The sequence below is a fragment of the Enterococcus villorum genome (assembly GCF_007990225.1).
GTDB lineage: Bacteria > Bacillota > Bacilli > Lactobacillales > Enterococcaceae > Enterococcus_B > Enterococcus_B villorum.
Genome location: NZ_BJWF01000033.1, coordinates 1 through 23,265 on the forward strand (window position 1 = coordinate 1; position 23,265 = coordinate 23,265).

The 23,265-nt window shown below is 29.9% G+C and carries 23 protein-coding genes and 2 pseudogenes; 2 read left to right on the plus strand and 23 right to left on the minus strand.

The features are described 5' to 3' along the window. The 3 genes from EVI01_RS10400 to EVI01_RS10410 form a co-directional block, all read right to left on the minus strand. On the minus strand, window positions 1–1,728 hold a 1,728-nt coding region (locus EVI01_RS10400), incomplete at its 3' end, for a SpaA isopeptide-forming pilin-related protein (RefSeq protein ID WP_186808776.1). A 69-nt stretch (window positions 1,729–1,797) separates the two neighbouring features. Beyond that, window positions 1,798–3,075 carry a helix-turn-helix domain-containing protein gene (locus EVI01_RS10405; protein ID WP_146811654.1) on the minus strand — a complete coding sequence of 426 codons (1,278 nt, stop codon included), beginning with the start codon at window positions 3,073–3,075 and terminating at the stop codon, window positions 1,798–1,800. Next, window positions 3,021–3,257: a hypothetical protein gene (locus EVI01_RS10410; protein WP_081205049.1), complete on the minus strand. Its 237-nt coding sequence runs from the start codon at window positions 3,255–3,257 to the stop codon at window positions 3,021–3,023. The genes EVI01_RS10405 and EVI01_RS10410 overlap by 55 nt, the downstream gene beginning before the upstream one ends. A 601-nt stretch (window positions 3,258–3,858) precedes the next feature. Here EVI01_RS10410 and EVI01_RS10415 point away from each other — a divergent pair. Together EVI01_RS10415 and EVI01_RS10420 are read left to right on the plus strand one after the other, a co-directional pair. Continuing rightward, a complete protein-coding gene (locus EVI01_RS10415) occupies window positions 3,859–4,557 on the plus strand; it encodes an AcpB/EbpR/MafR family transcriptional regulator (protein ID WP_146811656.1) in 699 nt (232 codons plus the stop codon). 197 nt (window positions 4,558–4,754) lie between these two features. Beyond that, window positions 4,755–5,417, plus strand: coding sequence for a hypothetical protein (locus tag EVI01_RS10420; RefSeq protein WP_146811658.1), 663 nt, complete (start codon window positions 4,755–4,757; stop codon window positions 5,415–5,417). Window positions 5,418–5,797: 380 nt separating this feature from the next. On the opposite strand, the gene EVI01_RS10425 is transcribed toward EVI01_RS10420, so the two are convergent. The 20 genes and pseudogenes from EVI01_RS10425 to EVI01_RS10510 all read right to left on the minus strand — a co-directional run bounded on the left by EVI01_RS10425 (window position 5,798) and on the right by EVI01_RS10510 (window position 22,996). Then, the gene (locus EVI01_RS10425; protein WP_010752236.1) at window positions 5,798–6,076 is read right to left on the minus strand and encodes a serine O-acetyltransferase; all 279 of its coding nucleotides are present in this window, start codon (window positions 6,074–6,076) and stop codon (window positions 5,798–5,800) included. A 224-nt stretch (window positions 6,077–6,300) separates the two neighbouring features. Continuing rightward, a pseudogene (locus EVI01_RS10430) lies at window positions 6,301–7,475 on the minus strand (nucleotide sugar dehydrogenase). 259 nt (window positions 7,476–7,734) lie between these two features. Then, entirely contained in the window at window positions 7,735–8,652 is a 918-nt protein-coding gene (locus tag EVI01_RS10435; RefSeq protein WP_010752240.1) for a glycosyltransferase, read from the minus strand. Between the two features lie 20 nt (window positions 8,653–8,672). Continuing rightward, window positions 8,673–9,416: a tyrosine-protein phosphatase gene (locus tag EVI01_RS10440; RefSeq protein ID WP_010752241.1), complete on the minus strand. Its 744-nt coding sequence runs from the start codon at window positions 9,414–9,416 to the stop codon at window positions 8,673–8,675. 39 nt (window positions 9,417–9,455) lie between these two features. Next, the gene (locus EVI01_RS10445) at window positions 9,456–10,103 is read right to left on the minus strand and encodes a glycosyltransferase (protein ID WP_146811660.1); all 648 of its coding nucleotides are present in this window, start codon (window positions 10,101–10,103) and stop codon (window positions 9,456–9,458) included. A gap of 41 nt (window positions 10,104–10,144) precedes the next feature. Then, the gene (locus tag EVI01_RS10450; RefSeq protein ID WP_010752243.1) at window positions 10,145–10,588 is read right to left on the minus strand and encodes a glycosyltransferase family protein; all 444 of its coding nucleotides are present in this window, start codon (window positions 10,586–10,588) and stop codon (window positions 10,145–10,147) included. An 8-nt stretch (window positions 10,589–10,596) separates the two neighbouring features. Next, on the minus strand, window positions 10,597–11,730 hold the full coding sequence (locus EVI01_RS10455) for a DegT/DnrJ/EryC1/StrS family aminotransferase (RefSeq protein ID WP_010752244.1): 1,134 nt from the start codon (window positions 11,728–11,730) through the stop codon (window positions 10,597–10,599). 2 nt (window positions 11,731–11,732) lie between these two features. Further along, a complete protein-coding gene (locus EVI01_RS13900) occupies window positions 11,733–12,134 on the minus strand; it encodes a UDP binding domain-containing protein (RefSeq protein ID WP_244150161.1) in 402 nt (133 codons plus the stop codon). Window positions 12,135–12,152: 18 nt separating this feature from the next. Further along, a pseudogene (locus EVI01_RS13905) lies at window positions 12,153–12,992 on the minus strand (nucleotide sugar dehydrogenase); the annotation flags it as partial. 47 nt (window positions 12,993–13,039) lie between these two features. Beyond that, window positions 13,040–14,512, minus strand: coding sequence for a polysaccharide biosynthesis protein (locus tag EVI01_RS10465; RefSeq protein ID WP_010752247.1), 1,473 nt, complete (start codon window positions 14,510–14,512; stop codon window positions 13,040–13,042). 206 nt (window positions 14,513–14,718) lie between these two features. Further along, entirely contained in the window at window positions 14,719–15,303 is a 585-nt protein-coding gene (locus EVI01_RS14140) for an oligosaccharide flippase family protein (protein WP_010752248.1), read from the minus strand. After that, entirely contained in the window at window positions 15,297–16,127 is an 831-nt protein-coding gene (locus tag EVI01_RS14145) for an oligosaccharide flippase family protein (RefSeq protein WP_010752249.1), read from the minus strand. Before EVI01_RS14145 ends, EVI01_RS14140 begins: the two co-directional genes overlap by 7 nt. Beyond that, window positions 16,127–17,107, minus strand: a complete 981-nt coding sequence (locus EVI01_RS10475) for a glycosyltransferase family 2 protein (RefSeq protein WP_010752250.1) — start codon at window positions 17,105–17,107, stop codon at window positions 16,127–16,129. Before EVI01_RS10475 ends, EVI01_RS14145 begins: the two co-directional genes overlap by 1 nt. A 60-nt stretch (window positions 17,108–17,167) precedes the next feature. Continuing rightward, on the minus strand, window positions 17,168–18,562 hold the full coding sequence (locus EVI01_RS10480; RefSeq protein WP_010752251.1) for an O-antigen ligase family protein: 1,395 nt from the start codon (window positions 18,560–18,562) through the stop codon (window positions 17,168–17,170). Beyond that, window positions 18,549–19,247, minus strand: a complete 699-nt coding sequence (locus EVI01_RS10485; RefSeq protein ID WP_010752252.1) for a CpsD/CapB family tyrosine-protein kinase — start codon at window positions 19,245–19,247, stop codon at window positions 18,549–18,551. The genes EVI01_RS10480 and EVI01_RS10485 overlap by 14 nt, the downstream gene beginning before the upstream one ends. Beyond that, window positions 19,248–19,952 carry a YveK family protein gene (locus EVI01_RS10490; protein ID WP_010752253.1) on the minus strand — a complete coding sequence of 235 codons (705 nt, stop codon included), beginning with the start codon at window positions 19,950–19,952 and terminating at the stop codon, window positions 19,248–19,250. A gap of 4 nt (window positions 19,953–19,956) precedes the next feature. Continuing rightward, window positions 19,957–21,105, minus strand: coding sequence for a glycosyltransferase (locus EVI01_RS10495; protein WP_010752254.1), 1,149 nt, complete (start codon window positions 21,103–21,105; stop codon window positions 19,957–19,959). Between the two features lie 3 nt (window positions 21,106–21,108). Next, window positions 21,109–21,699, minus strand: coding sequence for a DUF4352 domain-containing protein (locus tag EVI01_RS10500; protein ID WP_010752255.1), 591 nt, complete (start codon window positions 21,697–21,699; stop codon window positions 21,109–21,111). Window positions 21,700–21,722: 23 nt separating this feature from the next. Next, complete coding sequence (locus tag EVI01_RS10505; protein WP_010752256.1) at window positions 21,723–22,343, minus strand: sugar transferase; 621 nt, start codon at window positions 22,341–22,343, stop codon at window positions 21,723–21,725. Continuing rightward, window positions 22,322–22,996 carry an acetyltransferase gene (locus EVI01_RS10510; protein ID WP_146811664.1) on the minus strand — a complete coding sequence of 225 codons (675 nt, stop codon included), beginning with the start codon at window positions 22,994–22,996 and terminating at the stop codon, window positions 22,322–22,324. Before EVI01_RS10510 ends, EVI01_RS10505 begins: the two co-directional genes overlap by 22 nt. Window positions 22,997–23,265: the final 269 nt, after the last annotated feature.

Sequence of the window (23,265 nt, forward strand, 5' to 3'; positions counted from 1 at the left end):
ACCGCTTGCTTCATCTGTTTTCGTCAGCGTGACACTTCCACTAATAGAATTTGTTTTTGTTAATTGTACGGGTGTAACTGAACCAGGAGAAACTGAAAAATTAATTGGTTTTGTATCTAATATATAGTTATCAGGGGCTTGTGTTTCAATAAACTGATAATTACCCGGTTTCATTAGTCCTGTATTTACTTTACCATTCTCGTCAGAAGTTAAATCTTGTAATACAATTTGTCCATTTGAATCTACCACTTTAAATTTTGCCCCAGCTAGAGGATTTTTAGTATCGTTATCTACTTTAGTAAGATAGGCACTTCCATCTAAAATAGTTGTCGCCATATTACTATAAATATCTGTTCCTTTATAATTAAATGATGCTTTATTTATGATACTTTCGCCTGGTTTTGCGGCAGGATTATTAAAGATTACACTAAAATGTATGACCGTATTTTCGCCTTCATTTAAATCTTTTTTTAACGTATATTTAAGTGTATTTGTTTCCTTATCGTAGACAGGATCAGAAACCACCTCATTATCTTTAGATACAGTAGATTGATAAGTAGTATATTCAGGTAATGGATCACTTATGACCGTTCCAGCAGGGACTAAACCACTGCTATTTTTGAAAGTAAGTGTATAATCTAACTCACCTTCAGTTACAGATAATGTATTTTGTTCTACTTTTTTATTTAAAGAAATACCATTGAAACTAGATTCATCTAAAGCTAAGCGAACATCATAAGAAGATACTAGAGAATTTTCTGAATACATTTCACAGTGATTATTTCTAATTCCAAACGCATCTGGCGTAGTATCATTAACAATTTCTTCCGCATACATCACGATATAGCTATCATCAGAAGTTAAATTACCAAAATCAATGGTAAATCCGTTAGTATCAACTGAGATTTTATCTTTAAATTCAGCGGTTACATATTGCCACTCATTCGGCGTTCCATCTTCTAGTCTTGAAGTTACCTTAGCTATTCTTATGTGATTAAAAGGGGTTTTATCACCTGAACAGGGTACATAATTATCTGGATCAGTTAATGTAGTTCCTTCAGGGGTTTTATCAACTAATTTTACATGTTGCAAATTTTTACTATTATAGTTTACAGTAATTGCAAAAACATTAGATGATGGATCGGTTAAACTCATAATTGAAGTTTTTTGACCATTAATATATTTTACAGGTCGTGTACTTAACTTAGTCAAAGGAGTTAAGTTATTATCGATACCTTTAATATTAGAGACACCACTATCTTGACTAACTAACTGATCTCCTTGATACATTTCTGCATTAAAGCTTGCGTTTTCTGGAATATTAGGGTCACTTGCGTCAAAAACTGGTGCTGTAAATTTTATTGTAAAAGTTAATCCTACAGCATCTTGCTGATCAATCAGAGTGTGATCGTACAAAATTTGTAAAACATAATCCCCATTATCATTTTTCGTGACTGGAGAATCACTTAAATAAAAGGGATCTCCTATGACTAAACGACTTGTTAGTTCCGTTTCATCTGCAACAATAGATGCAGGAATCGTTATATTTATTTTTCCGTCTTCATTCATGTTTCCTGCAGAAGAAACTAGACTGACATCAATTTCAACTTGTTGACGAGCAACAATGGTGTCTGGAACACTAATAGAAATACCTGGATCATCTCCTTGTTTCATTGGTTGGAGAATTCCTTCTGAATAGGCTGGAATGATTTTTAACTGACTGATCAATAAAACAATAGCTAGTATTATATATACAATTGATTGCTTTTTTTTATACATTTTTTCACCTTATTTCTTTTATTTAAAATCTTTGAATTTTGATTTCAGCAACCGTTCTTCCTTAATTAATTGAGTAAATTTACTTAAAAATAATTGCCAATCATCTAATATAAGAGGATTGTTCCAAATAACTTGCTTCACTGATAAATTGGGAACTTCAAAGTCAGAAATAAAGATATCCGTTTTAGAAGAAAGATAGTTTTCAACAAAAATATTTAAATCTTGCAAATGATCAAATTGCCGTTGAATAAATTTTGTATAACTCTTACCACGTGAAAAGTCTATACAAACATATATAGGTTCAAAGTAATAATGATGTGGTAATAGCTCGATAAGTAAAAAGAAATACTGATAAAACAGATTCCATCTATCTTGATAAGAAAACAATTTAGACTCATAAATGGCTAAAACTTTTTTAATCGCCTGACTATATAAAGGATATAAATGAACGACTTTCTTTTCCTGTTCTTCTAAATTGAACCAACAAAGAACATTTTCAAATACCAAATGTTTACGATTAATTTCTGTAATTCCATCCTCTAGTCTAGTGTAAAAATTTTTTCTGTTGTCCTTATAGGGAATAAATTGTGTAAGTTTTTTAGCAATTTTCCAACTAACATGATCAATTTTTTTAAATTTTTCTTTTTTTATTGTTATAGGAATTTTTTCTCCCACCAACATCTTAAGAAAGCCCAACAAGTATTTTACTTCGATTATTTCATACTCTTCTTGCATCATATTTGTTTCAAACAATCTGTTTTTAAGGTTATTGATTAACTGAATTTTTACTTTTGAATCCATTAAAAAAAAATCTTCTCGTTTTCTTAAATGATTTTTATGCTTAATTCGGCACAAAAAAATTCCTAAAAAAAGCTCAAACTTCAATTTTTCAGTTTCTCTTAATCTTAAATTAAATAATGAATTGAGATAATTCATTAATGTATTGATTTGAGTACGAATTAACAGTGAAAATGGGTTTTCGAGTCCATTATAGACATCCCAAAAAATCACAAAAACTAGATTACGAAGATGTAACTCTTCCCCTTCTATATTTCCATTCCTTATAGTTAAATCATAATTTTGAAGAAAATTTTTAATTTTTTTGTGTTTCACATAAATGGTAGGAACAGCTAAATAAATTCTATTTTTAAATTGCTGGATAGTGATTTTCTCTTCTAAATACGCTTTAAAAAGTAAGAAAGTAGGATTATTCTTAAAATAGAATAATCTTAGCCTTTTAACTATGAAATGATCAAAATTCTTCCAAATATTGTTTTTGAAAAAAAAATATAAAATTGATGATTGACTTGCTGTAAATCAGAATTTAACTCTTTAATTAATTTTTTTAATTTTAATTCTGAAATACCGATTGTTAATAAAACATCATTTAAAGGAATAAACTCACTTTTTGTTTGGATATATCTTAGAACACGTAATTTTAATTGTTCATTTTTTTCAAGTAAAACCTCTAATTCCATTTTTCCTCCTTTATTATTTACTTGACAACTAGTAGATATTCTCATTTTATATCTTTACTAATTTAATAAAATCAACAAATAGTTATTTTTTTATAAAAAACTACTATTTATTTTTTGTATTTATATAAAAAAATTTTCAATTTATTTGAATTGTTTCTTCTAAAAATGTTCATTTGAAAAGATTTGATGTAAAAAGGTATAAAAAAAGCATTCATTATCTACTCTTACAGGTGGATAACAAATGCTTAAATTATTTAGTTATTAATGTAGTTATACTTATGTGTCTTTTTCCCTTATAAAATTCAAAAATTTGACATGAATCAATTATTATTGATAGATTGAACTCATAATCATTAAATAATGTAAGGGTTTTGATTCCTTTTATATTCTTTCCACAAACATAAAATTAAAATATTATTGAAAAAAATTATAATCTACTAGTGTCATTAATATTTTAACAGTTAAATCGTTTTAATATTCTCAAAAACGCCCCTCATAAATTCCAAAAAATAAATTATAATTATTATAAAATAGTTTACAATTTTCCTTATGAAAAGAAAATAGAAAATTTCAAGCAATTATCAAAAAGGAGAAAATAAAAATGGAGTTAACGTACGTATACGGGAAAAATATGAAAAAAAAAATTTCATTGATTCAACATCTTTATGCCAAACATGATTGGATTACCACTAATGAATTAACTCAATTAACTCAAATGGAAAGAAAAACTATATTAAAATATATTTCTGAATTATCTAAAGATTTAGAAAAGTTTAATCATCCAGAAATCTCTCTCACTATTTCGAAAGGAAGAGGAAATTTTCTATATGCTACTTCTCCTATTGTACTAAAAGAATTTATTTTATGGTTAATCAAAGATAATTTAGCTGTGAGATTACTTCATACCTTCTTTTTTGATGGAAAGGTGAATATTATTAAATGGTCTTATAAAAATTACGTAAGTGTTTCAACTGTAAGAAGAACTTTAATTAGTCTTAAAGACATGTTTCAAAACTTAGACATAAAAATTATTTCTAAAAAATCTACCTATACTATTGTTGGTAAAGAAAAAAATATACGGTATATGTATTTTTCTTTTTTTTGGAATACTTATAATGGAATATCTTGGCCATTTAAAAATATTTCTGAAGATAAGATAAAAAAAATGTTGGCTATGCTAGGCTCTTCATATTCCCCATTGATTAACTATCAATCAGTTGAAAAAACTGCATTTTTTTTTGCAGTATGTATTACTAGATATCTACAAAATAATAAAATTACATTCAAAAAAATTATATAGTTTATGATGAAATCAATCATCAACTCTTAGATAAATCAAAACTCAATACTAAAATTCAAGAATTTTTTTTACTACCTGATGAAGAAATCTCTTTTTGGATTACTTATTTTCAAACAAAATCTTCTTTCTATAGAAGATTTATTAATCTAGAAGTGATTGATTCACTTCATCGTCAATATCAAACAGAAGTTATTAATTTGTATGATTTATTTAAAAAAGAATTTTTGAAATATTTTGAGTTAGATTATCATTCTTTATCAGAAGATAACAAAGAACTTTTCAATGCAACAGCTTTTTCCATTCATTATAAAACTATAGTTTTTCCAGAAATTAATTTTAATCCTATTGTTAAAGATGAAGATTTTTACTGTCTATATCCAAATTTAATAAAAAAAATTAAATCATTTTGCAATAAAATGGCTGAAATAACTAAGAATAAACATTTTTTAAATAACCATTTTTTAATAAAAAAATATGCTCTTTTGTATGAATTATTTTATCCTTTAGCTCATTTAGAAAAAAAAATAAACATTTACTTTGAAACTAATTATCCCTATTTAACAGACTATTCCTTAAAGAAAAAAATAGAAAAATTTTTTTCTTTAAACTTTAATATCACTATTTATTCTGCTGCAAGCTTAAATCAAAATTTTGATTCACCATTTTTAGAATTAAAAAATTTTGATTTAATAATAACTACAAGTACTACAACTATTTTTAAAAATGCATTTAAGGATAGTTCTGTTATTTATATACAGTATCAAAATGGTTTTTCTGAATATGATTTTCATACCATCTATTCTAAACTAAAGCAGCTAGTCATGAATCAATCCACTTTAGAAAACAATAATTCTTTTTAAAAAAGAAAATAAGACTGATTTTGAGGCGTAAGTTCAGAATCAGTCTTATTTTTTTCTGTGCTGTTTCATTTAAAATTATCCAAACGCTTTATTGGACAGACACACACATTATCTTCAAGATAGTGCCAGTTTACTACGCAAAAAGGGGCATTTTTCATTTTTTGTGTTAACTGTTATAAATAAGGATATATTATGGATAACAACAAGAGTATATCTATTATTTTCTACACTACAATAACCTATATCTGTCACAATAATTCTGATAGTTATGGGTGCTGATTCAAAAATCAATTTACTGAGGCAATATCAGATTTTTTTTACGGCTGTCTCAGTATCTATTTTATTAATATGAAAAATAAATATTTATTTAGCAATAGAAGCTAATTTTTTGTTTTAGAAATGTCTATTGCCGGACATCCAACTAAGATCGATTTCTCAGGAAAACTTTTTGTTACCACTGCATTAGCACCAATAACTGTACCATCTCCAATATGAATGTCTCCCAAGATTTTTGCTCCTGCACCGATTGAAATATTATTTCCTAGGATTGGAACACCTCCCTCATCTGTGGCCTTTCCAATAGTTACTTGGTGTCTAATCGTTACGTTTTCTCCAATGACACAATTAGGGTGGATAATTATACCAAAGGGATGCCACACCCTTATTCCTTAGTTAGACGGTAGGGTATCTGTGAATTTAATAATCCACGAATCAGAACAGTGTCTATCATAATATATGGCAATAGTAAGATCCTTCTAAAAAATAGATGATTAATTTTTGTCAGACTTTTTCCATATAAATAAACGGCTATTAATACTTTTGACCAAAATTCAGGTTGCCTTTTTATTTCTTTCAAAATATTCTTCTTATCCTCCTTATTTTTTTAATCTCTTTGAAATAAATCTCGGCTGTAAACTATTTTTTTTAGTTGATTTAAGTTTTCATCATATCTATTCGCTATAATGATGTCTGCATTTTCTTCTAGCTTAGATAATGTTTTAACAACTTCCATGCCTTTAAAGTAATCTGTTTTAAGGGATGGTTCATATATGATAACTTTTTTATTCATTTCTAAAAGCCGTCGTGTGATTTCTAAAGTAGAGGAATAACGAAAGTTATCGGAATTATGTTTCATTGATATTCTATATACACCAATTACATCGGCTTCTTGCTCGGCTATTTTTTTTGCGATATAAGACATCCGTGTTTCGTTAGACTCAACGATAGCTTTAACTAAACGTTGTGGTATGTTGGAAAAGTTAGATACTAACTGTTTCGTATCTTTTGGTAAACAGTAGCCGCCATAACCAAAAGATGGATTATTATAATAATCACCAATTCTTGGATCTAAAGAAACGCCACGAATAATTTTGGCACTCCTCAATTGATTTTGTTCAGCAAATGTATCAAGCTCATTAAAATAAGCGATTCTTAAAGCTAAATAAGAGTTTGAAAATAGTTTGATCGCTTCTGCTTCTCTTGAAGAAGTTAAAATGATTGGTGCATTTTTTTCTTTGGTACATTCTAAAAATAAATGTCCTATTAATTGTCCAAATAAACTTTCTTCACCAACAATAATCCTAGAGGGATATAAATTATCATGCAATGATTTCCCTTCACGGAGAAATTCTGGTGAAAATAAAATGGTTAATTGGGGATATTTTTTCTTCATCTGATCTACAAATCCCACTGGAATAGTCGATTTAATTACTATATTAATTTGAGGATTTAGTTTAAAGGCATTTTCAATAACTGTCTCAACTGTCGAAGTGTCAAACTTATCAATATATTCATCATAATTAGTAGGTGTAGCAATAATTAGAATTTCGCTTTTCCTCACTGCCTGTGAAAAATCACTGATAAAGTTAATCGTTAGATCTTTTCGCTGTAAAAATTTCTGCACTTCTTCTTCTATCGGACTTTTTTTTGCTTTAATTTATTTAATTTTTCTTGATCAATATCATAAGCAAAAACATGATTATGTTGACTTAATAATAATGCATTGGCTAATCCCACATAACCTAGTCCTGCTACTAAAATATTTTTCTCATTACTCACTCTAACACATCCTATCTCGTGTTTTCCGCTTTTTCCCAATATGCTTTATTCTGATGTGCCAATGATTTATAAACACCCACGAATTGAGCATAAATGGTCATCATATAATAGGCCATCATATTAAGGTATTTATTTGAAGTAGGTTTGATTAATATAGCACTAGCTAATAAATAAAAAATGACTTGCCCCAAAAGAAATAAATCATAGATACCTCCCTCATTTATTAATAAAAAATTAGTGAATAGTAAAATGAGATGGTTCAACCATAGTGTATAGCGGCAAGTTCGATGCCCAAAATAAAAAAAGAATACCATTTATATTTAAAAACATTTAAGATTCTATAATCAGGTAATATTCCTTTTAATATAATACGGTTCATACGAACTTTGCGTTTGAATTCGTCTTCCTTTGTTTCTCCCGCTTTTTCATACACTAATGCTTCATCTATCGCTAACGCTCGTTTCCCTTCCAAGGCAAAATAACGTGGTAACGTACTATCGTGACTTTCAATAGTTGGTATTTCTATATAATCCTTTTTCCAACAAGCATATAATGCTCCATTACCTGCCGTAATAGTTTGAATACGACTTTCAATGGAACGAATTTGAAGGTCTAAATCCCAATAAGTACTTTCAGATTCACTAGTCACTACTTGATTACGATTTAAATAAATAAGCCTTCCTGTAACATATCCTACTTGTTCTTCACAAAGCCCTTGAACTAGCCAATTAATTGCCTGAGAATCAATGATTGAATTTGCATCGGTAAATACTAGAATATCATTTTCAGCAATACGAACTGCTTCATTTTGAGCATTCGTTTTCCCACCTCTTTTTCTTGTTTCATACAATCTAATTTTTTTTTGTGGATTATTGCTGATAAATTCTCTAACAATTTCTGCTGTTTTGTCATCAGAATGATCTGAAGCGACTATAATTTCAGTCTTTTCATTTGGATATTCAATTTTTGAAACATTTTTCAATTTATCTAAAATAACTTTTTCTTCATTATGTGCTACGATTAGAATACTAATCGAAGGTTGAGACTCTAAAAGTTCTGTATTTATCATTTTTTTTGGATATTTCATTATTTTATCTAATAATAAAATAATGAATTGGTACCCTATCATCCCCCAAAATATTAGGAATCCACTCAAAAAAAACAATAATTTAATCATTAACAATATAGCTCCCCATTTCAATTTTTAATCGCGATCGTTTCTGCTTTCTTCTGAAGCTCAACTAAGAAATCCATCCCCATTTTTTTGTGAATCATCTTGTAGGCTTTATCTAATTCAAAAGGACGAGAAGTTAAATTATGGGCGTCTGATGCTACATAATCAACTACTCCAGTTTTTAATAATTTCCAAGCAATTTTTTTACTTTTTTTTCCATAATTTCCTAATAAACTTCCTGCTGTAATTTGAATCTCTAGTCGATTTTTGTCAACAAATTCAAAGATTTTTTTCCAATTATTCTGTATAACAGCATTTCTTTCAGGGTGTGCCCATATACAGGTCATATTTTTTTGTGCTGTTTGAATGATAAATTCTTTAAAATAATAGGGAACCTCATAAGAAGGGAGTTCGACCAATATTTTTTTTTCATCTTTATTCGTGAGAATTGGAAATAATTCATCCATCGTATATTTTTCATAAAAATCAATCGTTAAGAAAATTTCATGAGATAAAATCAGAAGTATATCAAGTTTTTCTTGAATTATTTTTTGTTGTATTTTCCTATAGTTTTTCTTTAAATCAGATAAATCATAAGAAAATTGATAATGATTCAAATGAGGAGTAGCAACAATTACATCTATTCCTTGTGTTTTGGCATTTTTTATCATCTCAATACTTTCTTCTAACGTTCTTGCCCCGTCGTCTAATCCAAAAAGAACATGGTTGTGTATGTCAACAATCTGATTAACTCCCTCTGCTCTCAAAGTATTCTCCTTTCAAGCATCTATTTTTAACTATCTCTTCTATTTATCATTTATATATTTTTCCAATTGATCATTTAAAAAATCAATATTGAAATGTAAAAATATAGACTCTCTTGCATTCATGGATACTTGTTTTCTTTGTTTTAAAGACAATTGACTGACTTCTTTTATTTTTAATGCTAAACCTTCTGAATCATCTTCTTGAACAAGCCAACCATTTTTGCCATCTTGAATCATCTCAGGGATGCCACTATGAAAAGTTGAAATCACTAATTTACCTGATGCTAAAGCTTCCATTAATGACACGGGTATTCCTTCTTTGTTCCCAGTTGAAGCTTCTTTACTTGGTAATAAAATCAAATCCGCAAGATCTACATATTTTTTTACTACAACCTGAGTTTGCCATCCTAGTAATTCAATTTGATTCGTCAAATCTTTTGATTTAATCAATTGCGTAAGATACTCTCTTTGCTCTCCATCACCAATCACCTTTAAAGAGATATCTATATTTTCTTTTTTTAAAAGATAAATTGCTTCTATCGCATTATCGATTCCCTTTTTTTCAGTCAAGCGTCCGACAATCAATAAGTTTAATTTTTTTCCAAATTCTTTAGGTTCAGAATAAGTGAATTCATTAAAGTTAACCCCCATATGATGGATATGTGTCTGGCCTGTTAGAATTTCCAATTCTTTTAATCGTTCAGATAACAAATGGCTAATGGGCAACCCTAATGTACTAGTATTCTGTTGCAAAGGTTTATAGATTGATGACCCAAAAGTAATAAGTTATACCCGTAATGAGCAATTATCACATCGTATCCTTTATTTTCTTCAAAGAAAGGATAGAGATATAATGGACGTAAATTCCATACAAAATTCCCATGCTCTTTTCGATTTATTAAAGAGTAAGCTCTTTTAGGATGTTTTATAAATACTTTATTAAAATTTACAAAACCTTTGAAAATTTTTAACAAGGGATTTCGAGGAATTTCGATGTATTTTACTTTATTCATTAAATCGTATTTTTCAACTTCTGGATGGTGAACTGTACGGACTCTTTTGGTCGCTAAAATTTCTACTTCATGTCCTCTATCAATCATTCCTGTAATTTGATTTAGAATAAATGTTTCAGATAAAGCTGGAAAAGAGGATACAAAAAATAAAATCTTCATTATTTCTCCTATACTATTTTTTTAAAGTATTCTTTTACTTGAGTAATCACGTATTCTTGTTCGAGTTCTGTTAAATTGCTACCAGAAGGTAAACATAGTCCAGACGCAAATAACTTATTTCCAATATTTTCTTTTGTATAATAAGTGATTCTTTTATTTTTTATATACGGTTGTCTGTGTAATGGATTCCAGACCGCTCTTGTTTCAATTTTCTTTTCTTTAAAATAATGAACACTACTTATCGGATCAAAGTCGTCTGCAGTAAGTACAGAAAGCCAGCGATTCGAACGAACATTATCTTCATCTTTAGGCATCATTTTAAGAACCGGAATGGTTGTTAATTCCTCTTGATAACGTTGGTATACTTGACGACGTTTTTTGATTTTATCTTCTAATGAAAGTAACTGCCCTCTGCCAATTCCTGCAAGTATATTACTAAGTCGATAATTGTATCCTACTTCTTCGTGCAGATAGTAAGGTACATTCGATTTTGCTTGAGTGGAAAGATACTTGGCTTTTTGTGCTATTTTCTCATCATCAGTTACAATCATCCCCCCACCAGAAGTCGTAATGATCTTGTTTCCATTAAACGAATAAACTCCGACATCTCCAATGGTTCCAGACATTCCTTGCTCGCTTATCGTTCCCAATGATTCACAGGAGTCTTTAATTACTTTCATGTTATATTTCTTGCAAATTTCCATTATTTCTTTCATTTTTGCGCTTTGTCCATATATATGGGTCACAATAACAGCTTTGGGTTTCTTACCTTGACGATTAGTTTCGATGATGGCTTGTTCTAATAAAGATGGATCCATGTTCCAAGTAGTTATTTCTGAATCAATTAATATCGGTGTGGCGCCAGTATAAAAAATCGGATTAACAGAAGCACTGAAAGTAAAATCCGAACAAAACACGATGTCTCCTTCTTTGACACCTAATGTTACTAACGCTAAATGTAACCCTGCTGTGCCAGAAGAAACAGCGACTGCGTATTTTGACTTCACATAGTGCGCCAACTCTTTTTCAAATAAATTTACATTGTGTCCAACAGGCGCAATATAATTTTTTTCAAAGGCTTCTTGAATGTACTTTTGTTCATCACCAGTCATGTCGGGTGGCGACAATAAAATATTATTCATTCTTACCCTCCTATTGTGACTACTTTTTTATGTTTTGTTTTCCATGTTCGTTTCATATCTACAATAGTTGGTAATTTATCTAAAATTTCATCAAAATCAATGTTCTCATGTTTAGCAAGGATCACAGCACCATCATAGTCAGAATATGTGATGTTTGATTGTTCTTGAATAACCGATTGTCTTTCACCATTCACATCTTTGAAACTTTTGACGTATGGATCAAAAACAGCCACATTTCCTGCTTCTTTTTTTAATTGCTCATAAATTTCCAGAGCAGGGGATTCACGAACATCGTCAATATTATCTTTATAAGATAAACCAATGATTAGAACGTTTGCTTCTGACAATGTTTTTCCGATAGAATCTAGAGAAATTCGCACCTTTTCTATTACTTCATAAGGCATGTTTAAATTGATTCGTTGAGATAACTCTATGAACTGATTAAAATAGCGGTCTTGTTTTCCTTTCCAGTAAAGATACATTGGGTCTAGTGGAATACAATGTCCGCCAACTCCTGCACCTGGGTAAAAAGGCATGAAGCCAAATGGTTTTGTTTATGCTGCCTCAATTGTTTCCCAGATGTCAATCCCCATTCGGTCACACATTAAAGCCATCTCATTCACAAAAGCAATGTTGACACTGCGAAATGTATTTTCTAACAGCTTACTCATTTCAGCTGTTTCTGGTGAACTAACAGGTACTACTTTATCAATCACTTTTTCATACAGCAGACATCCGACTTCCGTGCTAGACTGTGTCAATCCACCGATAACTTTTGGTATTTGTTTTGTCTTATATTTTTTATTTCCTGGATCGACTCTTTCAGGGGAAAAACATAAAAAATAGTCTTTATCTGCTTGATAGCCTTTTTGATTGAATCGATCAGCGAACAATTCACGTGTGGTTCCAGGATACGTCGTACTTTCTAAAACCATTAGTAAAGGATTTTTTAAATAAGCTAAAATATTATCGACAGTTGTAGTAATATAACTTGTATCTGGCTCTTGATTTTTATTCAAGGGTGTAGGAACACAAATACTAAGAGAATCAAGTTGTGAGATCTCCGAAAATTCTGTTGTTGCGCGTAGTCGTCCCATGTTTACAAGCGTAGATACCTCTTCGTCTTTCACATCAAGAATGTGTGAGTGCCCATTATTAATTGATTGAACTTTTTTACTATCAAGGTCTATGCCGACAACTTCATATCCGGCTTTACCAAATTCAACTGCTAAAGGTAACCCCACATATCCCAAACCAATCACACCAACTTTTAAAGTGCGTTCCTTTATTTTTTTTTTTGAATATTTCTTTAATTTCTGACATAATTTTTTCTCTCTCCAGTTCCATGATTGATAAATTGTTTCAAATAATCTTTCAATTTTATTTCATCTAATAGTTGACTTTTATCTATCCATTCGTCTATTTGCTTGATGTCAGTGGGAATACTTGCTTTCCCCACGTAAAAGTTATCTTTTTCTACTAATTGAGTTTGTTCTTGTTCTTCAAATAATGATTCTTGTAATTTTTCTCCAGGACGTAATCCTGTATAAGTTATTTTCATATTTTCTGGTTGTATCCCTGCTAGACGAATTAATTTTTTGACAACATCTGTAATTTTTTGTGGTTCCCCCATTTTTAAAACAAAAATTTCTCCACCATTTGCTAAAAAACTAGCTTCAATGACTAATTGACTGGCTTCTGGAATCGTCATAAAATAGCGTTCCATTTCTGGGTGTGTAATTGTAATTTCTTGTCCGTAAGTAATTTGTTTCCAAAAAAGCGGAATCGCACTTCCTCGGCTTCCTAGTACATTCCCAAAACGTACCACAGAAAAAATGGTGGAAGAAAAATCTGTATTTTTTGCTTGCACAATCCATTCTGCAATTTTCTTAGTCATTCCCATTACAGAAGTTGGATGAACGGTTTTATCAGTTGAAACTAAGATAAATTTTTTCACTCCAGTTTCTTCAGAAGCTTCTGCGATATTTTTTGTTCCTAAAATATTATTTTTAATTGCTTCTCTTATATTTTCTTCCATTAATGGGACATGCTTATGTGCAGCGGCATGATACACAATATCTGGTTGATATTTTTCAAAAACTTCTAATAATCGTTCTTTATCTTTGATATCAGCTATTACTGGAAAAACTTGGCAGTTACTTAAAGATTGTATTTCTTTGTGGATATTAAAAATACTGTTTTCCCCATGTCCCAAAAGAATTAATCTACTAGGACCACATCGGTTGATTTGTCGAACAATTTCTGAACCAATAGAGCCACCTACTCCACTAATTAATATAGTTTTTCCCTTAAAAAATCTTGACATTTTCTTAACATCCATCTTCTTTTCTTGACGATCTAATAAGTCAGCATAAGAAATAGGCCGCTCAGTTAGTGGATTTGTCCCCTTAGTCAAAATGGTATGGATGTCAGGCAAAGTAAATGTTTCAATCTCAAGTTCAGCACATACATCAATAATCATTTGTTTTTTCTTATGGTTCATAGAAGGAATAGATAAAATAATTCGATCAACTTTTAGAAATGGTAATGTGTCTTTAAAGTTTGCAAGTTTCCCCAAATATGGAATTTCTTCTCCTTCGATTTTTATCTCATTGATATTGTCATCGAAAAAGCCAATAATTTGTCCTTCATTTTTTCTATACTTTTTAAAGTGGTAAAGAAACATCTGACCTGCTTCTCCTCCACCTAAAACTACAATTTTTTTCCCCTGATTCAATCCTTGAGTCCCCCACATATTTATTTTTTTTACTTCTACAATCATAATCTTTTCTATAAAACTCTGTGTCCAATTTTCGTAAACAAAAAAAGTAGAAATTAAACTATTTTTTAATGGCTCTCCTCATCTAAAAATAGGGCTATTTCAGATAATAGAATTTAACATGCCGATATAAATAACCCTCCATATGTAGTATTTTTTAAGCAATACTAATCGGAGAGTTGTTATTATAATGTTATATAAAAACGCACTTATTTTTTAGATTTCCACAAATAAAAAAATAAATTACATTTTAAAGCTAAAGTTAATCCTAGGTAGATGATACTACCAATTGTTGCCTGGATAATATTTGTTATTAAAGTTGGTGAATAATTAGCTGTCAACATCCTAGTCACAAAACACATAACAAAAGCAGAAAATACATATTTTATTATATGTTGATAATTAAACCGAAATCTCGTATATCGATACAAAGAACTAATCCTTGAAAAAAGTACAAAACTTTCAGCCAAGATATTGGCACAAACTGATCCATAAATACCAATTTGGGGTAAAAGAATTACATTAGTTAATATACTGATTACTGCACCTAAAATAACTGATATATTATACTGTTTCACTTTCCCTACAGGTATCAAATATTGCCTCGAAATTGCCATTCCTAAAGGTACTACTACAATCAGAACTGAAAAAAAGGGAATCAATCGATTGACGAAAAGAAATTGATTACCTAAAAACCAAGGTACGAACTTATCATAAATGGTCAGCATACCAAACATAATTGGGATAGAAAAAAATAATTGTCCGTCCGTTGTTTTTTCAAGAGTAGTTAGCATTTCACCTTATTCTTTTGGTACATATTGCTCATTCTTGGAAGCATAACGGTATCAAAAGAAGTGATTAACGTAGTAAATACTAGATTCATCGTTAGTGAACTAGTGTAGTAACCAACCGCTGTGGGATTAACGAAGACACCTAACAAGGTTTTATTCAATGTGGTATAAAAAATTATCGCAATTTGTGGAATAAAGTAATTAACAGCATATTTTATCCTTCCAAGAACATTTTTAAATTTAGTTTTCTTAAAGAAAATATATTTTCTTAAATACATCAAAGGATAGATCTGTGGCAAAATAAAACTAAGAGATTGAATAAATACGTATTTTGCTAAGTCAGTCTCTTTTTTTATCAATAATAGGATTAGTAAAAAAACAGTAATCTGCGAAGCTATGTTAGCTAACATGGTCCGTTTGAAGTCTTCTATTCCCATATAAAACCATGAAACATCAAATAAAACAGATACGACAGACAATGTCTGTAAGTAGAAATAGAAACTGTACTTTAAATGGTTGGAAAGAATTAAAAACACAAGTAAATTGATAAAGACTAGTAATGCTTTTAGATTAAAAATTTCCCAAAATACTTGACTCAATTGTTCTTTATTCTCTCTTGCTCTTGCAATTTCTCTACTTCCATATAAAGTAATTCCTAATCCAGAAAATAACACAAAATATGAAACAATCGAATACGTATAATTATATATACCTACTCCTTCTGGTCCTAATACTCTTGATACAATCGGAATCGTCACTATCGGAATAATAATTTTCATTAATTGATAAAGTGATTGATAGAGAAAATTGGAAAAAACTTTTTTCATTATAGCTTTCCTTTCTTGAGTAACTGATAATTACTTAGCAAAAGGTATAGAAATCTAAATTTATTTTTTTTACCATTGATTTTATTCACCCTACTGAATTTAAAAAAACTTGTAAATTCTTTCTTATCAAATAAGTAGGCTAACAAAGTCTGTTGATTCTCTTTCTCTTGTTTGATACGATGAACTAATTTATAAAACTTTTGAAAGTTTAAGTTAAGCGAATACGTCGTAGATAGACCCAACTCGTTAATCATTTGGGAAAAACGATGACAAATGGCTAGATCATCTTTGATTCGTTGCTTATCTAGTTTTCTTGCTGCTGATCCTTTGCGATTAAAACGATAATAGTAATAAATATGATGAGTCACATAAATCACAGGAACTTGTTTAATCACTTCAATATTGAATAAAGAATCTTGCCCTGTTCGATTGTTGGGAAATACCAGCTGATTATCTAATAGAAATTGTCTGGAATAGATTTTATTACATGGTGAAAACATACTTGTTTCATAAAATAACTGGTCAAAATTCTTTTTTAAAGAACAAGCAGACGAAATAAATAGTTTTTCTTTTTCACGAAGTGTTGTTTTTTTGGCCAAAACTTTCCCTTCTTCGTCAATATAACCAATACCAAAAATACAAACGTCAACTTTTTTTTCTTTTAATACTGATAAATTTTCTTTTAATAAATCTTTTTTTATAATATCGTCCGGATCAAAAAAACAAACGTAGTTCCCTCGCGCATGAAGTAAACCAATATTTCTTGCCATTCCGACACCTTGATTTTTTTGTCTAATCAGATGGATGCGGTCATCTTTTTCTTCAAATTCTTGTAATAGTAATCTCGTACCATCCGTTGAGCCATCGTCAACAAACAAAACTTCAAAATCTGTAAAAGACTGTTGGCTTAGACTATCCATAAACGACTTTAAGTATGGTTCCACATTATAACAAGGAACAATTATACTAAATTCACACATTCCGTTTTCTCCTTTTTATTAGAACATATTTAACTTTATTCATATCCATGTTTATACGATTTAAACGACTAATTTTTCTTTATTGTAATAAGTTTGTTGTAAAGCAATCAGGATAATAATCAAAGAAAACCATAAATATCTTTTCTCAATGACCGTACTCAGTGCAACCATCGATGCTAAAAATGAAATTAACACTTCTACGCTTAACAAAATTTCGTCGTTTTCTTTTAAGCGTAGTTTCGCTTGATTCATGTTTCTAACAATTAGTCTAACGATATAAATAATCAATATAATGAAAAGAAGAAAACCTATGATTCCCAAATTTGCTAAGAGTTCTAAAAAAAAGTTATGCCCAGTTGAATATCCTGTGTCATTTATACTTTCAAATCCAAGGTTCATGTTATAAAGTTTTTTCGGAGCGCCACCTGCTCCGATTCCCAAGAAATTAGCGTCTTTGCAAATTTGCCACAATCTCTGATAAAGCAGTTCTCTAGCAGAAGTAGAGCCATCTTTTTGAGTAAATGAAACAAGTATATTCTGAAATAAATGGTTTAAAAAAGGGATATTTAAGATGGCTAAAAAATAAATTGGAAACCCTAAAAAAAGAAATAAGTTAAATTTTTTGCCATAGAATTGATAAACTGTCATTAACACATTTATCCCTAGTGAAAGCATACCTAATCTTGAATAGCTACTGATTACGACAAACAAGCTAGTCAATGTAAATACACCGTATACGCTATGCAATCGCCAACCTTTCAATGTATTTCTTATATAATACATAATGATTGGATAATACACTGCGATAAATAAAGCATAGTCGTTTGTATTATAAAAAAAGCCTGTAGGTTGATATTTGATTGTTGTCGTAATATAAATATTTGCGGATGATAGTTTTAAATGTACCCCAAATAAAATTTCAAAGATTCCTACTACTAAATTAGCTATGAAGAACCAATTGATATAACCAATTATCTTTAACAATTCTTTTTTAGACTTAATTTTTTCAAGACATAGAAAAAAAATAAGGAAAATCTCTAAAAGATAATAGCTATATCTAAAAACATATTCTTTATATTGTGCAAACATATAGGAAGAGACAGAAACTATAAAAAGACCCAATAAAGCAATAAGTGGTATTTTATAGTCACTCAAATTTTTAAAATTTAACTGTCCAAGCATCATTAAAATCATTAAGTATGTGGGTAGTAGAAAACGAAATAAATAAATATTTTCATGCCCAGGTATTCCCAAATATGTCCCCATAAAGAGTGACACGATCAATAATGGCCACATAATCTCTAGTAATTTTTCAAATGAAATTCCTAAGAAGAAGACGTAACCACAAACAATTAGGATCAATAAATACCCATATGGGGTTATTGATCCTATAAAGCCTAATAATATAAATAACGGTAAACTGTGGCGAATGTCAAAGTGATTACCTATATCCATAACCATACTTCTTTCGTTGTTTTGACGTATATTTTTTATAGTTTATAATCATCCCTAAAAGAGTAGGGGTCACTAACTTGATACTATTTAAAGCTTCTTCAATCTCAAATTTACGTGTGTGATTATCTTTCACGACAAATAAAACATTTCTAAATTTAGAAATGATAATTTTAGATTCAGGTGTAACACGAATTGGAGGACTGTCTATAATGACAATGTCAAACTGTTGAGATTGGGAATCAATAAAATCAGACACTTGGTTAGAAGAAAGAACTTCCGTTATATTTAATGTCGGTCTGCCACATGAAACAGCATGTATACATTCATCTATTTTATTAATGATTAATTGTTCTGCTATATCTCCTTCATAAAAATCTGTAATACCTGGTTTAGTAGCTATACCTAACATATTTGACATTCGAGCCTTTTGTAAATCCATATCAACGATTAATACATTTTTTTTTGATTCTGCAAATGCTCTTGCTAGATTATACGTGCAATAACTTTTTCCTTCCTTTGCATTAGCCGAAGTTAGTATGATAATTTTTTTTTCTTTATGATAAAGTTGATACTCTATGTTTGTTTTTAAATCACGAAAAGCATTGGCACTCATATAATCTAAATTATTTAGTTTGGATAAATTTGTTACATCGTACTCTTCTTTCTGTGCTTTTTTATGTCTCAATTATTTTTCTCTTCTTCCTTTAAAGTAGTTTTTTCTTTCTTGATCTAAGCTAATCGGTATAGTTCCTACAATAGGAAAACCGAAATCTACAGATTCAACATTACTTTTAATAACGCTTTTACTTAATAACTCAAAAATAACCACAGCAATTCCAGACCATACTCCCATTATTAACGCAATAACATAATTCATTGAATTTTGAATTCTGACTCCTTGATCTGCTGGATTTAATACAATTAACTGATTATCAGGAAACAATGTTTTTAAATATTCTTGAGTAGCTTGTGAGACTTGGTTAGCAATTTCTTTTGATTTATAGGGCGAGTTTGTGTTGACTTTCAACTTCATTTCTAATGAATTTTCGTCGCTTGACAGTGTCATACTTTTCCTTATTTCATTAACTGTTTCTTTCACACCTGTTTTTTCTTTTACTTTATTTAATACTGGCGTACTTTTCATTACATTCATATACGTATTCATTAATTGAATATTCAAACGGATATTGGCATCATTGGTATTATTGTTTTCTTCACTTGTTTTTTGAGGTAAAACGAGCATTTCTACTGTCGAACTATATACTTTTTCTTGAAAAAAATTTTGCGCAACATAAACAAACGACATAAATAATAATCCTAGAAACACCAACAAATACCATCTTGATACTATTTTTTTAGAAATAATCTGTAGATTTAAGTTCATCTTCATTTTATTAAACATCCATTTCTATTAACTGATTGTAAAACGTAGCTAACTTTCTTTCTTCATTACCCCAATTAAATTTTGTTTTGTATTGCAACTGACCGTTTTCACCAAATTTTCTTCGTAATTCTGGATTCTCAATTAATTGATTCATCGCCTGTACGATCTGTTCTTCATTGAATGGATCAACGGCTATTCCATTTTGACTCTCTTGCAAAATATTCTTCCACAATGGAAAATCAGAAATAATCATTGGCATACCTGAAGCCATATACTCAAACATTTTCGTTGCAATTGATCCCATGTAATTTGGGATAGGATGAAGTAAACAAAAACCAATATCACTTTCCTGATAAATTTCCCATATTTTGTCATATTCTATAAACGAGGAATACTCTACTACGTCTTCCAAATGATGTTTATGAATATAGGATATTATTTCTTCTAATAGCTCTTCTTCACACTGACCAATCAACCGGAATTTTATTTTTTGGGGGCTAGTTTTTGACACTTTATTAACTGCATGTAACATCTCCCAGATGCCTCTAACAACAGCAATTCTTCCAACATAGACAAAGCGAATGACTTCCTTACCCATTTGATTATTTGGAAGATTAGGCTGATAAAGGGGATAATTATAAATATCACAGGTAGGCATGCTAGAAAAAATACTTTGATAATCTTCTTTATAGCTTTTCTCCGCAAAAATCAGGCCCTTATTCTTTTTAATTAATCTTCTTTCTAAAGGTCGAACAATAGTTATTAAGATTCGTTTCATCCTCTTAGGAAGCCAGTTTTTAGAAACTAATGCTTTAGGAAAATTTTCATGCATATCATATATAAAGATACGATTTTTTCGTTTTTTTCTTAAAAATGGAAGCAATAATAATAGTTCCGGATCATGAAAATGATAGATCTCAGCCTCACTATTTTTTATTTCTTTCCATAAGAAAATCCAATTTTTATATCGTTTCCTTCTATTTCTTTTTTTCAATAAATGGATTTTTAAGTTCTCAGTTTGGTACTCATCTGCTTCTTCCGGTGAACCAATCGCATAAAAATCTACTTGATACTCTTTAGATAGACTTTGTGCTTCTTTAAAAAAAATACGTGCATCCTTCCAAATATGAACAGAACTATACATCATCACTTTTTTCATTGTTTAATTCGTACTGCTCGTGGCAGTTTTTCCTTTTGTATCACTACTTTTTTGAGTGTTTGTACTGGATTCACTTGTATTGTTCTTTTCTTTAGAGAACACAGCTTCCCATTTTTGTTGTGAAGAGGATTCATAAGGATTATAAATGATCACACCAGCTTTCATATCATTTGGAATAGAATAGTAGCCAGAACCATTAAGCGTTTTTCCAGGCTGTACTACGTCTCCAAAGTTGTTATCGCTACTAGTAAAAGTATATTCATTTCCATCTTCATCTTTAATTTTGAAGTCACCAGTCCCAATACTTTGTTCTTTATCACTGATGTTTTTTGCTGAAACTTCTACTTTTAAAGTAGTGTGTCCTAAATCCGTATTTAATGGATTATCTACAATTTCCGCTTTTTTTACTGTGATTTCAAATTCATCTGTTTTTTTCGTTTTTCCTAATTCAGAAACTACATTTACCTTTTTACCAGAACTTTCGACAGTTGTTTCTCTGGTTTCTTGGCTTTTTTCGTTATTTGATGTATGACAAGCAGATAACATCATTGCTGTACTTAATAAAATGGCTGTAGATACAAAAATTTTTTTCATCATTGCCTCCAATAATTCTTTTTTTAAATGCGTTTGAATTCTTTTGTAAATTTTTCGGTAGTTATGTTTCCGTTGTATCCTATATTTTTTTGCTTTATCACTAATACAAAAGTCGCTAAGAGAATTTTTAAATCCATATATAAGCTTATTTTTTGTATATATTTTATATCTAGTTCAAATTTTTCTTCCCATTTAAGGGCATTTCTTCCTTTCACCTGCGCTAATCCGGTTAATCCAGGATAGACACTATGCCTCATTCTTTGCTCATCCGTATATAATGAAAGATATTCCACCAATAACGGACGAGGCCCGATAAAACTCATTTCTCCTTTCATGATATTAATTAACTGAGGCAATTCATCTAGACTAGTTTTACGCAAAAATTTACCAAATTTTGTCAGACGCTCTTCGTCAGGAAGTAAATTTCCCTTTTCATCTTTCGTGTCTATCATTGTCTTGAATTTATAAATCGTAAAAATTTCTTCATTCTTACCAACTCTTTGTTGTTTAAAAAGTATTTTTTTATCCTCATTAACGATCCAAAGAAAGACTGAAATCACAATAAATGGAATAAATAATAGGATAATCAATACAAGTGCACTGAGTCTATCCAATCCTCTTTTCACTTTTTTATAATTAAGCAATCCAATCCATCTCTCCTTTCTTCTTTCTTAGTTGTGATTACTCGCGTTGGCATTCCCACATTTTTCGTACAATCCTTTAAGTCAGTGATTACCACACTTCCTGCTCCAGTAATTACTTTATTCCCTATAGATACCTTAGGAATTATTTTAGTTCCCACACCAAATTCATTCTTATCGCCCACGACACAGTTTCCAGAGATATTTACATTTGGAAATATTGTATTGTAATTACCAATACTCGTATCATGCCCAATAGTAGAATGAATATTTATCATATTAAAATTACCTAAAGTAATATCCGCTGTGAGAGTGGCATAGGGCATCACGACATTTCCAATTCCCGTGTCAACATTTTGTCCAACCAGTGCATAAGAGGATATGATGTTAGGATAACTAATGTACTTATTTTCTTTTAATTCTTCATAAATTTCTTTTCTAACAATTGGCGAAGCAATTCCCATAAATATAGCTCTTTTTTCTTTTATCGATTTAACATACTGACGATTTCCTAAAACAGGTTTACCCAATACTTTTTTCCCTATCATCGAGGGGGAATCATCGATAAATCCTATCACATCGTATTCAGGAAAATAGTTTAACAAAAAAAAGAGCTCTTTAGCATAGCCACCTGCTCCTATTATGATTGATTTCACTTATCTCCCTCCTTTTTATAGAATATCTAAACCACGAATGAACTTTACATCATTTCCCGCTTTCTTTAAGTTCAATAAATGGAATCATAAAAGGAAATCTTTAATTTACAGAACTAGATATTGTTTTTCAGCTACTTTTCTAGTATTTATTAATTAAAGGATTCGTTCATATTTTTATCAGCCTACTTTATTTATCAATACCAATGTTTTGCTTGTTTTAAATATAAAAACAGTCCTTTAATTTTTTCCTATAAAAGAGCTATTCTTGT